Source organism: Paenibacillus spiritus (assembly GCF_008710135.1).
GTDB classification, from domain to species: Bacteria; Bacillota; Bacilli; order Paenibacillales; family Paenibacillaceae; genus Paenibacillus_AQ; species Paenibacillus_AQ glufosinatiresistens.
In genome coordinates, this window is sequence record NZ_VYKK01000012.1 from 1 (window position 1) to 13,606 (window position 13,606).

General features: G+C 59.7%; 14 protein-coding genes. 9 read left to right on the plus strand and 5 right to left on the minus strand.

The window, feature by feature from the left end; genetic code table 11:
* Positions 1-74 precede the first annotated feature (74 nt).
* Together F4V43_RS09110 and F4V43_RS09115 are read right to left on the minus strand one after the other, a co-directional pair.
* Positions 75-779 (minus strand): AIM24 family protein, encoded by a 705-nt coding sequence (locus tag F4V43_RS09110; RefSeq protein WP_150457939.1) that lies wholly within the window; start codon positions 777-779, stop codon positions 75-77.
* Between the two features lie 35 nt (positions 780-814).
* Complete coding sequence (locus F4V43_RS09115) at positions 815-1,297, minus strand: coiled-coil domain-containing protein (protein WP_150457940.1); 483 nt, start codon at positions 1,295-1,297, stop codon at positions 815-817.
* Positions 1,298-1,540: 243 nt separating this feature from the next.
* Between F4V43_RS09115 and F4V43_RS09120 the strand changes: the two genes are divergently transcribed.
* The 4 genes from F4V43_RS09120 (at position 1,541) to modB (ending at position 5,056) form a co-directional block, all read left to right on the plus strand.
* The gene (locus F4V43_RS09120) at positions 1,541-2,254 is read left to right on the plus strand and encodes a hypothetical protein (protein ID WP_150457941.1); all 714 of its coding nucleotides are present in this window, start codon (positions 1,541-1,543) and stop codon (positions 2,252-2,254) included.
* A gap of 193 nt (positions 2,255-2,447) precedes the next feature.
* Complete coding sequence (locus F4V43_RS09125) at positions 2,448-3,416, plus strand: helix-turn-helix transcriptional regulator (RefSeq protein WP_150457942.1); 969 nt, start codon at positions 2,448-2,450, stop codon at positions 3,414-3,416.
* Between the two features lie 165 nt (positions 3,417-3,581).
* Complete coding sequence (gene modA / locus F4V43_RS09130) at positions 3,582-4,376, plus strand: molybdate ABC transporter substrate-binding protein (protein ID WP_150457943.1); 795 nt, start codon at positions 3,582-3,584, stop codon at positions 4,374-4,376.
* 17 nt (positions 4,377-4,393) lie between these two features.
* On the plus strand, positions 4,394-5,056 hold the full coding sequence (gene modB / locus F4V43_RS09135) for a molybdate ABC transporter permease subunit (RefSeq protein ID WP_150457944.1): 663 nt from the start codon (positions 4,394-4,396) through the stop codon (positions 5,054-5,056).
* A 93-nt stretch (positions 5,057-5,149) separates the two neighbouring features.
* On the opposite strand, the gene F4V43_RS09140 is transcribed toward modB, so the two are convergent.
* Positions 5,150-6,157, minus strand: coding sequence for a helix-turn-helix transcriptional regulator (locus F4V43_RS09140; protein ID WP_150457945.1), 1,008 nt, complete (start codon positions 6,155-6,157; stop codon positions 5,150-5,152).
* Between the two features lie 165 nt (positions 6,158-6,322).
* Here F4V43_RS09140 and F4V43_RS09145 point away from each other — a divergent pair, with 165 nt between their 5' ends.
* Both F4V43_RS09145 and F4V43_RS09150 read left to right on the plus strand, forming a co-directional pair.
* Positions 6,323-7,732, plus strand: a complete 1,410-nt coding sequence (locus F4V43_RS09145; protein ID WP_150457946.1) for a deoxyguanosinetriphosphate triphosphohydrolase family protein — start codon at positions 6,323-6,325, stop codon at positions 7,730-7,732.
* Positions 7,733-7,765: 33 nt separating this feature from the next.
* On the plus strand, positions 7,766-8,731 hold the full coding sequence (locus tag F4V43_RS09150; RefSeq protein ID WP_150457947.1) for a TRM11 family SAM-dependent methyltransferase: 966 nt from the start codon (positions 7,766-7,768) through the stop codon (positions 8,729-8,731).
* Positions 8,732-8,775: 44 nt separating this feature from the next.
* Here the strand turns inward: F4V43_RS09150 and F4V43_RS09155 are convergent, their stop codons facing one another.
* A complete protein-coding gene (locus F4V43_RS09155; protein WP_150457948.1) occupies positions 8,776-9,732 on the minus strand; it encodes a D-2-hydroxyacid dehydrogenase in 957 nt (318 codons plus the stop codon).
* A 71-nt stretch (positions 9,733-9,803) separates the two neighbouring features.
* Here F4V43_RS09155 and thpR point away from each other — a divergent pair, with 71 nt between their 5' ends.
* The 3 genes from thpR to F4V43_RS09170 all read left to right on the plus strand — a co-directional run bounded on the left by thpR (position 9,804) and on the right by F4V43_RS09170 (position 12,120).
* Positions 9,804-10,391: an RNA 2',3'-cyclic phosphodiesterase gene (gene thpR, locus F4V43_RS09160; RefSeq protein ID WP_150457949.1), complete on the plus strand. Its 588-nt coding sequence runs from the start codon at positions 9,804-9,806 to the stop codon at positions 10,389-10,391.
* A gap of 74 nt (positions 10,392-10,465) precedes the next feature.
* Positions 10,466-11,365: a cell wall hydrolase gene (locus F4V43_RS09165; protein WP_150457950.1), complete on the plus strand. Its 900-nt coding sequence runs from the start codon at positions 10,466-10,468 to the stop codon at positions 11,363-11,365.
* A gap of 71 nt (positions 11,366-11,436) precedes the next feature.
* Positions 11,437-12,120, plus strand: coding sequence for a metal-dependent hydrolase (locus tag F4V43_RS09170; protein WP_150458115.1), 684 nt, complete (start codon positions 11,437-11,439; stop codon positions 12,118-12,120).
* Positions 12,121-12,203: 83 nt separating this feature from the next.
* Here F4V43_RS09170 and F4V43_RS09175 read toward each other — a convergent pair whose 3' ends face one another.
* Positions 12,204-13,409 carry an MGDG synthase family glycosyltransferase gene (locus F4V43_RS09175; RefSeq protein ID WP_150457951.1) on the minus strand — a complete coding sequence of 402 codons (1,206 nt, stop codon included), beginning with the start codon at positions 13,407-13,409 and terminating at the stop codon, positions 12,204-12,206.
* Positions 13,410-13,606: the final 197 nt, after the last annotated feature.

Genomic DNA, 13,606 nt, shown 5'->3' on the forward strand with positions numbered 1-13,606 from the left:
TGGTCCCTCTCAGCTTAGAAATATCTACTTTTGGGACAGCCTCTTTTGACTTGCCGCAGCAAGGAAGCCAGCCGCTATTTAATGAAGACTCCCCCGAAGGGAAGAGCTTCCCTCAGGAAACGCCGGATAATGCCGTCGTCGTCGTTGTCCCGCTCGAACCTCCGGCTCTGGCGTCCGGCCTGAAAGAGCACGGAGCCGCGGCCGGTCATTTTCCAATGGTAGCTCATGTGCTGGCTCGCCAGATGGTTGCCGTATACCGTCAGCTCCAGCCTGGCGTTCTCCGGATAGGCAATGACACTCCCGGCATCGACATAGAGCGGCTCGTCGGGATCAAGAACCGCCTCGCAGACCGTTCCTTCCGTCAGCAGGCCGATGCTGCCCCGGCCCGAGAACTTGACCTTGACCACATCCCGGGTCACGAGCATGTTCTTCATGCTGAGCACCCGGGTCTGCATCTCAATTCCCCGGCTGTAGTAGAAGAGATGCCGGAAGTCATAGAGCAGATCCTCTTCCCCTGTAAGCTCGATGGTCTTCACCCGGTAGCCGGGAGGGAGCGCTGCCGTGAACCGGCAGGGTCCGGACATGTCCGCACGGATCAGCTTGCGCTTCCGGTACATCCCTTTGACATCCATGAACCGGTCCGAACGCCCGGACGACGGTCCCTGATAAGCAATAATCTGCTGGGGATGAAGCACATGAATTTCCTCTTGCTCTTCCAGCGTGAATGCCAGGGCCTGTCCGCTGGCGTCCGCGCTTTCGGCTTGTATCTCAACTCTCATGAGCGCCTCCGTTCCTGTTCTGGCCCCGCCGCAGATCAGCGGATGCGGTCTCCCCGGCGGGAGCGGCCCCGCATGCCGAAGCGCACAAGCCGGATCAGAATGAAATAGCCGGCAATCAGTCCAAGTCCCGTAAAGACCGTTACCTTGAGCCGGTGAATATAGTTCTCGCGCGCTGCCCGGTCATCGCGAAGTTCGCCGATCATGGCCGTCAGCTGGCGGTTCTGCTCCTGGAGCTCTGCGTTCTGGTTCCGGTAGGTTTCCATTTCCGTCCGGGCTTCATTCAGTTCGGACCGTGTCTGATCCAGGCTTTCTTTCGTCTCGCCCAGTTCATTCATCGTCTCCTTATAGCTCTCTTGAAGCTCGCTCACATCGCTTGGAAGCTCGGAGAATTTCTCCAGCCCTTTATAAATGTCGTTAAAATAATTGGCGCTGGCGGCAGACGGCGCCGAGACAAGAACCGCCGCCAGGATCAATGCGGTGGATAAACCCTGACAGGCTGCCCGGATTCTGGGCTTCATGCCAATCACCGTCCTTCTGATTCATTAAGTTCCTCCTATATAATTTACCACACCTGTGCACTCCGAATAATACAGGATGTGACACGACAGAAGAATTTGCAGATTTATGTCGATATTCACAGGAGAACATACATTCCGTGACAAGGAGTTGTCCGCCAATATTGGTATATTAATAGAAGAGACAGGAAGTTGCGGAATAACTTTTCCCGAACCCGTGTCCCTTACCAAGAAAGAGGTGGACGTATGCAGGCCAGCATTCAACCGGTCTATACCTGGAGCCACGATGCGCTGTTCTCGGGAAGAGCCGGCCGGCTTACGCTTCTGATAGAGATTAACAGCACGCACCCGGCACCGAACGCGGAAGAGAAGCACCGTACTGCGGCGAAAGGAATTGAACTGGATGTCTGGCTGGAGCCGCATGTGCGTCTGATCGACAGCATAGGCGGACGCTGTGAGACAGATGAAAACGCTCCCTTGCTCCGCTACGAGTTCGGTTCGCTGCAAGCGGGCAAGCAGAAACAACTGGCCGTGGAGCTTGAACTGGAGGGGATGCCGGCCGGCGACCGCGAAGCCGTCTGGCTTCAGTGGCGGTACCGGCACCCGGCCGGAAGCCGAATGCGGGAGCTGCCCGTGCACCGGTTGAAGGTTCAGCACAGCGTCCATACCGGCGTTCTATCGGAGCCGGGGTCTTTCTATGTAGAGAAGCAGACCGAACTTCTCCGGGTCCGGCGGCTGCTGGAAGAATTTCTGTCTCCGGACTGTCTGCTGCCCTATGACAAGAGGATCGAGCAAATCCGCAGGCAGGGAGACCGGCTGCTGCTTATGGCGGTTCGTTCCGGAGACAAGACGCTGCTCCAGGAAGCGGAGTGGCTGTACCGGCAGGGCCAGACGCGGGCCATGCTGCCGCAGCCGGAACACGAAGGGGCGGCATGGGAACGGAGGCTGGAATGCGTCTGAAGAGAACAAAATGTTCGCGAATAGGACTATATTCACAAGTTATTAATAAGAGGGGTAAAAAGACACGCTTTTCTTATGGTAAAATAGTACAATAGATCTAGTTGATCTTCTGCCTTCACCAGATGGTTTCGTATTCTCTGTTCATTTACAACAGGATTATAAGTCTATTTTACTAGATGCAAGGAGATTGAGAATGACGGACAGACTGATTCGTCTGATGCGCATCATTACACTCGTTCAGGCGAAGCCTGGCATCCTGGCGCGGGAACTTGCCGAGCGGTGCGGCACCAGCGAAAGAACGATTTATCGGGATATGGACGCCCTGAGCGCCATGCATATTCCGATCACCCATTTGGGGCATGGGAAAGGATACACCTTTATCGGCAACTTTGCTCTGTACCCGCTGGACTGGTCGGTGGAAGAAGCCGCTGCGTTCTCGCAGTTCAGCGAGAATCTGGATGCCATCAAGCCGTATATCCCGGACAGTTTTGAGAGCGCCTACGAGAAGGTGCTGGCCGCGGGCTACAAGTATCGCGCAGACCGGGAAGAGCGGACGGAGAACCGCAAGGAGGGGGGGCCGCCGCTCTCGGGAGAACGGGGCCTTTCGGTCCAGGAAGTTCTTCCGCCCGCCCTGATGGCTGTGCTTACGGCTGCCTTGAAGCGGAGAAGCATCCGGGCGGAATATTCCGAGGCGGCCGCCGAAGAAGCCTTCTTCGAACTGGAGCCGTACTTCGTTGTGTACCTGGAAGGGCAGTTTCATCTGGTCGGCCGCGCGCGCCCGGAAGGGAGCGTGGGCAGTTACCCGATTCAGCAGCTGTCCCAGGTCCGTATTCTGAGCCGGGAATTCACGCCCGAGCCTTTCAATCTGGATGCATTTATCCGGGAGAAATGGTCGCTGGAGCCTGACAGCCTGCGTCTCGCCTTCCGAATCAGGGCAACGCCGGGATTATGGAAGCGGCTCGAGGCCGATGCGGAACCGTTCCGTCCGGTGCGAAGCGACAATGAATCCCGAATGATTCATTTTGAAGTCGAGCCGGAGCGGTCGAATGCTTTCTTCAACTGGATTAGCCAGTTCAAAGAGGAAGCCGAAATTATGGAACCCTATTATTACCGGGAATTAATGAAGCACCAACTGGAGGTATGGCTGTCGCTTTATAAATAAAGCGCAGCCTTTTTTTGTGCCTGCATCCAGCGTAATTGGGCAGCGAACCAAATATCATGAAATAGATGCAAATATAATGATATCTATAGAAAAATCGGATTTATGCGTGATAGAATGGCTTCTAAATCATACCAAACCATAAATAGAGTCCGGAGGGGATGGGAAATGGGAAAGAGCATGAAGCTGACTGGCGCGGCGCTCGCGGCAGCCCTGCTGCTGACAGCGGCGGTACGGATGCTGACGTCCGGCGGCGAGGCGGAGGCGGCCCGAAAGACGGAGCTGCTTGTATCCGCCGCAGCGAGTCTGCAAGGCAGCCTGGAGAAGATCGAGAGCCGGTACGAGAAGCTTCATCCGGACATCGATCTGGTATTCAATTATGGCGCTTCCGGAACGCTGCAGAAGCAGATCGAGCAGGGCGCGCCGGCCGATCTCTTCTTCTCGGCCGGCGACAAGCAGATGGAAGCGCTGGTGAAGGGCGGCCTGGTGGAGACCCGGACGGATGTGCTGAAGAATCAGCTTGTCGTCGTTGTCCCGGCCCATTCGGGAACGGGAAGCCTGAACACGATCCGGCAGCTGGAAGAAGAAGGCTTCAAGCGGATTGCCATCGGGCAGCCTGAATCGGTTCCGGCCGGGCAGTACGCCAGACAGTCTTTGGAATCGAAGGGAATCTGGAAGCCGATTCAGAACAAGCTGATCTTCGCCAAGGATGTCCGTCAGGTGCTCTCTTATGTAGAGACGGGCAGCGTGGATGCCGGCTTTGTCTACAAGACCGATGCGGCAGGCTCTTCCAAAGTGAAAATTGCGCTTGCCGTTAGTCTTCCGGACCGGCAATCCATTCGTTATCCGCTCGGAATCGTCAAGGGAACCCGGCATGCGGAAGAGGCGAAGGCATTCTACGCCTATCTGCAATCCAAGCCTGCCCGGGATGTGTTCGTCTCCTTCGGGTTTCAGCTGCCTTGACGGTGCCAGGGGGAGCGATGAATATCGACTGGAGCGAATTTCTGGCGCCTGTCTGGATATCCGTCAAGGTAGCCATCCCCGCTTCGGTGATTGTCTTTGTGCTGGCCGCCGCGGCGGCCAGGGTAATGGCGCACCGCAGGTTCCCGGGAAGAACCGTGATCGAGACGCTGCTGCTGCTGCCTCTGGTCCTGCCGCCTACAGTAGTCGGGTTCATTCTCCTGGTGGCACTTGGCCGGCAGAGCCGGTTCGGGCGTCTCTACGAGCAGTGGACGGGCCAGCCGATTCTGTTCACCTGGGGCGCGGCGGTGATCGCAGCGGTCGTGGTCGCTTTTCCGCTGGCGTACCGGACGGTGAAGGCGGGGTTCGAGGAAGTGGACCGTGATCTGGAAGACGCCGCCCGGGCCCAGGGAGCCGGGGAGTGGCAGGTGCTGCGCTATGTCACGCTGCCGCTGGCGAGCCGGTCGCTCTCAACCGGCTATATGCTGGGGTTTGCCCGGGGACTGGGCGAGTTCGGGGCGACCATTATGATAGCCGGCAATATTCCGCACCGGACGCAGACGCTTCCCGCCGCGATCTATACCGCCGTGGACGGAGGCAGCATGGCCATGGCCTGGCTCTGGGTGGGGGCGGCTCTGCTGCTCTCCTTTCTCATGCTGCTGGCGGCGAACCGGACCCGGTAGGCCCGGCGGGCCATCCGAGGGCTGCGGCGGTTGACCGCTATGCAGAAAGGCCGTCCCGGCAGGGGCGGCCTTTGCTGTGGACGGCGAGACGGATCATTCGGCGCTTGCGCTCCGGTCCTGCCGGTATTCCGCTTCATAGAGGATGGTGCCGGCCTTCCCGGTATCGCAGCCGTGGATAGCGCTCAGCTCCTGCCGGAAGGCGGGAGACCGAAGGATGCCGAGCACCGATTGAATCCAGCCTTCGTTCTCCTCGCTCCTGATCATCACCAGATCCACCTCTTCTTCAATGAGCGGAATGAAATTGACGCCTTCGACGATCTTCGCGGCCTTCAGGGTGCCGACGCCGATATCCGCCTCTCCGCGCGCCACCTTGGCTGCGACTGCCAGATGGCTCGTCTCTTCGGTGCGGTAGCCTTCGATTCCGCGGGAGGAGAGGCCGAGCAGCCGGAGCTGCTCGTCCAGCAGAACGCGGGCGCCGGAGCCGCGCTCGCGGTTGACGAGCACATATCCGCTCCGGGCAAGATCCTCCCACCCGGTTATTCCCTTCGGATTGCCCTTGGCGACGTACAGGCCCGCGCTCCGGGTCAGCAGCCGGACTATCAGGAAGGGAAGACCTACGAGCAGCCGGCGTACATAAGGCAGGTTGTAGGCCCCCGTATCTCCGTCCAGCAGATGGGTGCTGACAATGTCGGACTCTCCCCGGTACATCGAGATCAGGCTGTCGAGACTGCCTGCGTAGGAGCGCAGCGGACGCATCGAGGGCGAGGACCGTTCGAGATGCTGGGCCAGAATGTCGAGGCTCATATCCTGGCCGGTGATGACGATATCGCGCAGGCCGGCGCGGTTCGTTCCCGGAGCCTGCTGCCAGGGCGGCAGGCCCTGCCCGGCGGAAGGCGCCTGCGGGAGCGGAAGCAGCGGCGGAGCGCCGCCTTCCCGGGAGCGGCGTTTGTACAGCTCGAGATCCGAAGCGTCCACGCGCATTTGCTTGCCGACCCGGTACGAGGGAAGCTCGCCCTTTTTGATCAGATCATATACCTTCAGCTTGGAGATCTTCAGCAGCTTGGCGACCTCTTCGGTTGTATAGGAAACCTCTTCGGGCACGGTTCATCAGCCTCCTTGGCGGCAGTGCATCCTCTTCTAAGACTACCCGATTTAACCGGGGGCTGCAATTGAGGAACCTCCACCTGTATAGAGGATGAAACTTTGACCGAAAATCCCTTATAATGAATTACTATAACGAACAGACCGATCAGGGGGTGGCTTCAAATGACCAGATTTCAGGAGCGGGAGCACCGGCAATACCCGGAAGCTGCCCGGCTGGAAACTTCGCGTGCCGTCTATGAGCGGGACTATTCCCGGCTGATTCACTCGCCGACCTTCCGCCGTCTTCAGGGCAAGTCCCAGGTGTTCGGCGCGGGCACCGGCGATTATTACCGCACCCGGCTGACCCATTCGCTGGAGGTGGCCCAGATTGCGCGGGAAGCGGCGAAGAGCCTGCTGCGCGCTTACCCGGAGGTCGAGACCGGACAAGCCGACAATCCCGGACTTGTGATCGACCCCGAGGTTGTGGAATGCGCGGCCATCGCCCATGATTTCGGCCATCCGCCGTTCGGCCACAAGGGCGAAGAGGTGCTGGACAGCATTCTGGAGAAGCTGATTGAGGAGAAGACGCTGCAGGAAGCGGCGCAGACGGGGGCGGACCCGGTACGGCTGGAAGCGATCCGCGCGCGCATGAAGACCAAATACGAGCATTTTGAGGGCAATGCCCATAACTTCCGGCTGATTATGTTCCTGGAGAAACGGGAGAATTTCGACGGACTCAATCTGTCCGATGCCGTTCTGCTGGGGATCAACAAATACCCGTTCCCCGGAACGGTGCTGAAGAAAGGCATGTACCTGCACGAGTGGGAGTACATCTCGCAGATTCGGGGAGCTTGGGGAATTCCGGACGGCAAAAAAACGCTGGAGGCCCAATTGATGGACCTGTGCGACGATATCGCCTATTCCGCCCATGATCTCGAAGACGGCATTAAGGCCGGGAAGATTGAGGTCCATGAGTATTTTCTTCAGGACCCCTACACGCTGCGCCTGATTGTCGAGAAGGTGCTGACGCTGGAGGATTTCTTCTGGGAAGGGTGGAGCGACGAACAGATCCGGCGCAAGGCGGAAGCGGTGCTGACCGAGTTCCTCCGCGTCTGGAAGGAGAAGATGCCGGTCTGCGAGAACGACTATTCGCGCACCCGGCGCGAAGTCAAAGGATATTGGGTCAGCACCTTCGTGGCCAGTCTCGGCGTAATCTCCGACGGGGATTGGAAGAAGGTTACTTTTGTCAAGGACGGGGCCGAGGATGAGGATCTGCTTCGCACGGTAAGCGTGCTGAAGAGCTTTGCCTGGGTCACCATGATCCGCGATCTGCGGGTTCAGCGGCTGCAGAAGCGCAGCGAATGGATTATCCGGCGACTGTGGAGCGCATTCCTGGACCCGGTCGCCTCCAAGGCGATCATCCCGACCGACTGGCTGCAGCGGTTCGAGAAGGACCAGAAGCAGGCGCGGCCGATCTGGACCTGGGAGCATATGGTGATTGATTATATTGCCGGAATGACCGACGCGTTCGCCGAGAAAATCTACAACGAGCTGTTCGGCCTGAAGGTCGGCTCGATCTACGATCTCGATTAGCATTCACGGCGGAGGAGAGGAACTTGCAACGCGATGAACCCATTGGAACCGATTTATTATTATTTCTACCGCAGCCATGAGACCGAGAGCGAACTCTGCCGGCTGGAGCTGAAGGTTCTGCTTGGAGAGGAAGGGGAAGAAGGCAGCGGGGGAAATGCGGACCGCAGTTCGGCGGGCATCCGGTCCTCCGCAGCCGCGGTGAACCCCGGCCGAAGCCCGTATCTGTCCGGCGTCATGGAAGTGTGGTCGGCCTCCGGCTCGGTCGAGGACATCTGCCGCTTCGCGGCCGAGCTTCCGCCGGGCGAAACATCGTTCCGGGTAAGCTGCCCCAGAGAAAGCGAAGGCAGCTACGAGGAACGGCTGGAACTGGAGCGCCGGGTAGGCCGCTGTATCCGGGGCCGAGCCGATCTGCGCTCGCCCGGGCAGGTCTACGGCATCGTGCGGCGCGGCGGGGTCTATGCCTTCGGCCCGTACCGGGAAGCCGACCGGAGCTGGCAGGCGCGGCGCATCAAGCCGCATCCGTACTCCACCGGTCTTGGAGTCGGGCTGTCCCGCTCGCTGGTCAATCTGGCCGTCCCCGATCCGGAGCAGAAGAGGGTCATCGACCCCTGCTGCGGAATGGGCAACGTGCTGATTGAAGGCTTTAGCATGGGCGTCCGGATGTCGGGCTGCGATCTGAACCCGCTGGCTGTCCGCGGAGCCCGCGGCAACCTCCGGCACTTCGGCTACCCCGAAGATGCCGTCCGGCTGGCGGATATGCGCAGTCTGGAGGGGACGTACGATGCGGCCGTTCTGGACATGCCCTATAATCTGTGCTCCGTGCTGCCGCCGGAGGAAGCGCTGGAGATGCTGCGGGCGCTGCGCCGGCTGACCGGCCGGGCGGTAATCGTCTCCACACAGCCGCTTGAGCGGGAGATCGGACAGGCGGGCTTCCGAGTAGAAGAGAGCTGCGCCGTATCCAAGAGCAGCCTGACCCGGTTCATCTGGATCTGCCGCTAAGCGGCGGCCGGGAGCCGGGACGGGAACGTGCTTCAGCCGCCGGCTTAATATTGGCGTTCGTAATCGACGAGATTGAGGTCCGGCGTTCCTGTGGCGGCATAAGCTTTTAAATTCCCGGCAAAAATATCGGCCAGCCGGTCGGCATACCGGTCCGTATTGCCTGCGCTGTGCGGGGTTATGACTACCTGCTCCATGGCCCAGAGCGGATGGTCCGCCGGCAGCGGCTCCTGCTCGAACACGTCCAGTCCGGCTCCGGCGAGCCGTCCGCTGTGAAGAGCCGCGATCAGATCGTCCGTTACCGTGGTGCCGCCGCGGCCGATGCTGATATAGTAAGCGCCCGGCTTGAAGGCGGAGAAGACGGAAGCGTCGAACAGACTGCGGGTACGGTCGGTGAGCGGGAGGGTATTGATCACAAAGTCGGCCTCCGCGGCCGCTTCGCGCAGCTGTCCGGTGGTCCGGATCTCGTCGAATCCGGGAACCGGCTCGGCCTTGCTGCGGACGCCGACGGTCTTCATGCGGAACGCCTTGGCGAGCCGCGCGGTCTCGGCCCCGATGCGGCCGGTTCCGGCAATGACGGCCGTCTTGCCCGTCAACTCGCTCTCGGCGCCGGACGATTGCCACAGCCGGCGTTCCTGATTGCGGACCGCCGTATGGAAATCGCGGACAAAGAGCAGCATAAAGCCGATAATCACCGAGGCGATCGGCTCGGCATGCACGCCGCTGGCATTGGTCAGGAAGACGCCCCGTTCCCGCAGGCGATCCAGCGGCATCCGGTCGATGCCTGCCGACCAGGACTGCACCCAGCGGAGGGGCGTTCCTTCCGCGAGCACATGGCCGGCAATGCCTTTGCCCCAGCCGATCAGAATCTCCGCTTGCGCCAGAAGCGCAGGGTCGGGCGAATCGGCGCGGGTCTCTTCGAGCCGGTAACCGGGCGCAGCCTCGAGGATTAGGGATTTTTGCTTCTCGTTGAGGGCGTGTAGGCTTACGATCAATCTGGACATGGGGATTCTCCTCTCCGGGTGCTTCTCTATCCATCCTAGGATAGCAAATTGCGAAAGAAAGGTGAAATGTGATGGAGAAAATGCGATTGTTCACTGCCATCCGTCTGCCGGAGCGGCTTTTGGAGCCGCTGGGCGCGGTCTGCCGCTTCGGTCCGGCCCGTTCGTTGTTCGCAAGCTGGCCTTACCCGGAGGATTATCATATTACGCTCCAGTTCCTGGGAGACACCGAGACCGCTGCCGTGCCGGGGCTTACCCGCGCCTTGGAGCGGGCCGCCCTTCAGTCGTCTCCGTTCCGGCTGCGGCTGGCCGGGACCGGCTCTTTCGGAAGGCCGGAGGCGCCCCGGGTGCTCTGGGCCGGCGTCGAGGGGGAACAGGACCGCCTGGCCGGGCTTCAGCGGGCGGTTACCGCCGCCACCGGACCGCTCGGGTTCCGCGCAGAGGAGCGGGCGTACAGTCCGCATGTCACCCTGGCGCGGAAATTTCGCGGAGGCCCGGAGAACAGACAGGCTTTGGAACAGCTTCGCACAGCGGTCGAGCGCGTCCTGGACGAAGAGGGCGGCTTGTGGGAGGCGGACCGGATGGTGCTGCTGGCTACGCGGATGGGGGCTGTTCCGATGTATGAAACGATTGCTGAATTTTCATTAAATACTTCCAAATAAACGGTTGAAGTTTTCAAACCTCCCCTTTTCGGTTACATAGAATAGGAATGTGTCGAAAATCGGGGAGGAATATCATGCTTATATTTAGACAAAACCGCTGGGTAGCGCTGCTTGTCGGCGTTATTCTGGTGTGTTTTTCTTCCATAATTCTGTTTCAGCCGCGCGTAAGAGGCGGGGAATACGGGGACCGCGTCACGATGAACCGGCTTCAGGGGGGCCGGGCGGAGGCGAAGCCGGTATCCGCGGCGCCTGCGGCCATGAAGGAATCGCCGGGCGGCATCCGAGCCAGTCAGCCGGGACGGGACCGGCAGCTAAGCGAATTGTCGCTGCTGCCCGCTCAGACCTCGGGAACCCGAATATGGGAGACCCGCCCGGCGGCAGAGGTGCTGGACCAGTGGAAGAGTGACCGGGACAAGAAGGAACAGGCGGCCCAGGCCGCAATCGCGCAGGCGCAGCGGCAGGCCAAGGTTAAGGCACAGGCAGCCGCCAGACAAGCCGCGCAGAAGTCCAAGACGGCCGTCCAGGCCAATACCCCCACTATCTTATACTTCACGAGAACCGAGCTGCTGACCCCGGATCAGAAGGACCGGGCAACCGAGAGCTACAGCGTTTCTCGCGAGGATCTGCTTCTCCTTCAGCGAATTGTGATGGCGGAAGCAGAGGGCGAACCGTACATAGGCAAAGTGGCAGTCGCCAATGTTGTCCTAAACCGGCTGCGGTCAGCCAATTTTCCCGATACCATTAGAGATGTGATCTATCAGAAGAGCCAATTCAGCCCGGTGCAGAACGGGCGTCTTCAGCGTGTCAAGCCCAACGCCGACAGCATCCGCGCCGTGAATGAAGCGCTCAGCGGCGTCAAGGCGGTTACCGACGACACCTATTATTTTCTGTCGCTTCGGCTGGCCCAGGATCTGACGGTTCACCACACGCGCAAGTTTGCCGTGACCATCGGCAATCATTCTTTTTACAGATAAGAGAGCCTGCCAAAACGGTTAATGGATTAGAGTAACTATCCTGCGCCCTTCGGAGGAGGATTCTTAAAATGTTGAAAGTGACGTATTACGGCCATTCGGCTGTGCTGGCGGAGAGCGGCGAGAGCGCCGTGATTATCGATCCGTTTCTCTCGGGTAATCCCAAGTCGGGCATCTCTCCGGATGCCGTCAAGGTGAACGCGGTTCTGCTGACGCATGGCCATTCCGATCATCTGGGAGATGCGGTGGAAATCGCTCTTGCCAACGAATGCCCGATCTTCGCGCCCTTCGAGCTGGCGCAGTACTGCCGGAAGAAGGGGGCTGAAGTCATGCCGATGAACATCGGGGGAGGCTGCACTTACCGCGATTTCACCCTGAAGTACACGCAGGCGCTGCACTCTTCGTCCATAACGGAAGGGGACAGCTGGATCTATGCGGGGGAACCGGCGGGAATTGTGCTGGATATGGGGGGACGGACATTCTATCATGCAGGGGATACGTCGCTGTTCAGCGATATGCGGCTGATCGGCGAACGCCACAACATTGATCTCGCGGCGCTGCCGATCGGTGATATGCTGACGATGGGCCCCGACGACGCGCTGCTTGCGGCCAAGTGGCTGCGGGCCGACAAGGTTCTGCCGGTACATTACAATACCTTCCCGGCCATCGCCCAGGACGCCGGCGAATTCAGCAGACGCCTGAAATCGGAGGGCATCGAGGGGTGCCCGCTGCTGCCGGGAGAGAGCCTGGAACTGTAGCTCGGGAATTTACGCCAAAACGAACAGCCCCGTCGCCGAATTGGCGACGGGGCTGTTGAGAATGGCCGGAGCGGCCGGTCCGGCTACGGAGTCACGTAGGCCGGCTCTTCGCTCCTGGCCTGTGGCTGAGTCTGCGGCCGGGGAGTCCGCGCCGGCTGCTCGGCCGGCCGGGGCGGCGATCCAAGCAGCTCCAGGACGGACAGCGCACAGGAGGGGGACTGCTGACGCTGCGCGGCGAGCCTGCGGCGCCGCTGTTCCTCCATGGCGGCGTAGTCCGTGCGAAGCAGGCGGAACCATTTGTCGATCACCGCTTCGGAATCCAGCACCTCGCCGAGGCCGATGCTGACGAAATACTGGCAATTCTTCTCTTCCTGGCCGGGAATCGCTTTGTAGAAGAGCATCGGAATGCCTTTCGCCATTCCTTCCGTGCAGGTCATGCCGCCCGGCTTCGTAATCAGGAGGTCGGCGGCGTCCATCAGCTTGTGAATTTCACTGCTGTAGCCGAGAATCTTCACATTCGGATGGTTCAGCCGGGGATCGCTGCTGAGCCGGCGGACCATGCGGTCGTTGCTTCCCATGCAGAAGATCAACTGAATCTGATCCATCCGGGACGTAAGAGCGTCCATGATTTCCTTGCCGAACATCAGGCCCCAGCCGCCGCCCATGACCAGAACGGTCGGCATGTCCGCCAGACCGAGTTCCCGGCGGCTCTCCTTCTTAATCGGGGACGTCCAGAACTTCGGATGAACCGGAAGGCCCGTCACGCCGACAACGTCGGAGGAGATGCCCCGGCCGGTCAGAATGGATTTGACCCGGGAGGTCGAGACCAGATAACGGTCCGTCTCCGGATTGATCCAGCTTGCGTGGGCATCATAGTCGGTAATCAGCGTGAACAGGGGCACATTCAGCCCTTGCGACTTCAGACGCGAGACCACTGCAGCCGGCAGGGGATGAGAGCATATGATGAGGTCGGGCTTCAGCCGTTCGATTACCCGGCGGGCACGCGAATAGAAGACCCGGTGCAGAGCCATCCGGGTCAGGCGGCTCAAGGGATTATGATATTGGGATTTGTAGAGAAGTCCCACCAGCTTAGGCTGAGTGCTTACAGTTGCCCGATAAGTCGACAATACCCACGGGGCTACCGTCGGATTCAGAAATTTGCCCAGCTCGAAGACACGGCACTGAACCTCGGGGTTCAGCCGGCGAATTCCTTCGGCCAGAGCACGAGACGCCGCCGTATGGCCGGTGCCGAAGCCCTCTGAAAACAGTAGCACTCGTTTCTTGCGCATAATCTCACCCGCTGCTTTCCATTTCAATAGAATTGCACGAACCGTTCAATAACCACTATACGCTATTCTTGTCCAAAAATTCTGTGCACTTCTCACATTATACAAATAAGACGGAAATAGAAAGACCAAACACTGCAAAAAATTAAAATAATTCTGCAACAGGCATCTTGCAAAGTGCAGATAAGGGTGGTAAAGTA

Excerpts from the sequence above, each read along its gene's own strand:
- F4V43_RS09110 (WP_150457939.1), bottom strand. The coding sequence starts at position 779 with ATGAGAGTTGAGATACAAGCCGAAAGCGCGGACGCCAGCGGACAGGCC.
- F4V43_RS09125 (WP_150457942.1), top strand. The coding sequence starts at position 2,448 with ATGACGGACAGACTGATTCGTCTGATGCGCATCATTACACTCGTTCAG.
- thpR (WP_150457949.1), top strand. The coding sequence starts at position 9,804 with ATGGAGAAAATGCGATTGTTCACTGCCATCCGTCTGCCGGAGCGGCTT.
- F4V43_RS09150 (WP_150457947.1), top strand. The coding sequence starts at position 7,766 with ATGAACCCATTGGAACCGATTTATTATTATTTCTACCGCAGCCATGAG.
- F4V43_RS09120 (WP_150457941.1), top strand. The coding sequence starts at position 1,541 with ATGCAGGCCAGCATTCAACCGGTCTATACCTGGAGCCACGATGCGCTG.
- F4V43_RS09165 (WP_150457950.1), top strand. The coding sequence starts at position 10,466 with ATGCTTATATTTAGACAAAACCGCTGGGTAGCGCTGCTTGTCGGCGTT.
- modB (WP_150457944.1), top strand. The coding sequence starts at position 4,394 with ATGAATATCGACTGGAGCGAATTTCTGGCGCCTGTCTGGATATCCGTC.
- F4V43_RS09145 (WP_150457946.1), top strand. The coding sequence starts at position 6,323 with ATGACCAGATTTCAGGAGCGGGAGCACCGGCAATACCCGGAAGCTGCC.
- F4V43_RS09155 (WP_150457948.1), bottom strand. The coding sequence starts at position 9,732 with ATGTCCAGATTGATCGTAAGCCTACACGCCCTCAACGAGAAGCAAAAA.
- F4V43_RS09175 (WP_150457951.1), bottom strand. The coding sequence starts at position 13,409 with ATGCGCAAGAAACGAGTGCTACTGTTTTCAGAGGGCTTCGGCACCGGC.
- modA (WP_150457943.1), top strand. The coding sequence starts at position 3,582 with ATGGGAAAGAGCATGAAGCTGACTGGCGCGGCGCTCGCGGCAGCCCTG.
- F4V43_RS09115 (WP_150457940.1), bottom strand. The coding sequence starts at position 1,297 with ATGAAGCCCAGAATCCGGGCAGCCTGTCAGGGTTTATCCACCGCATTG.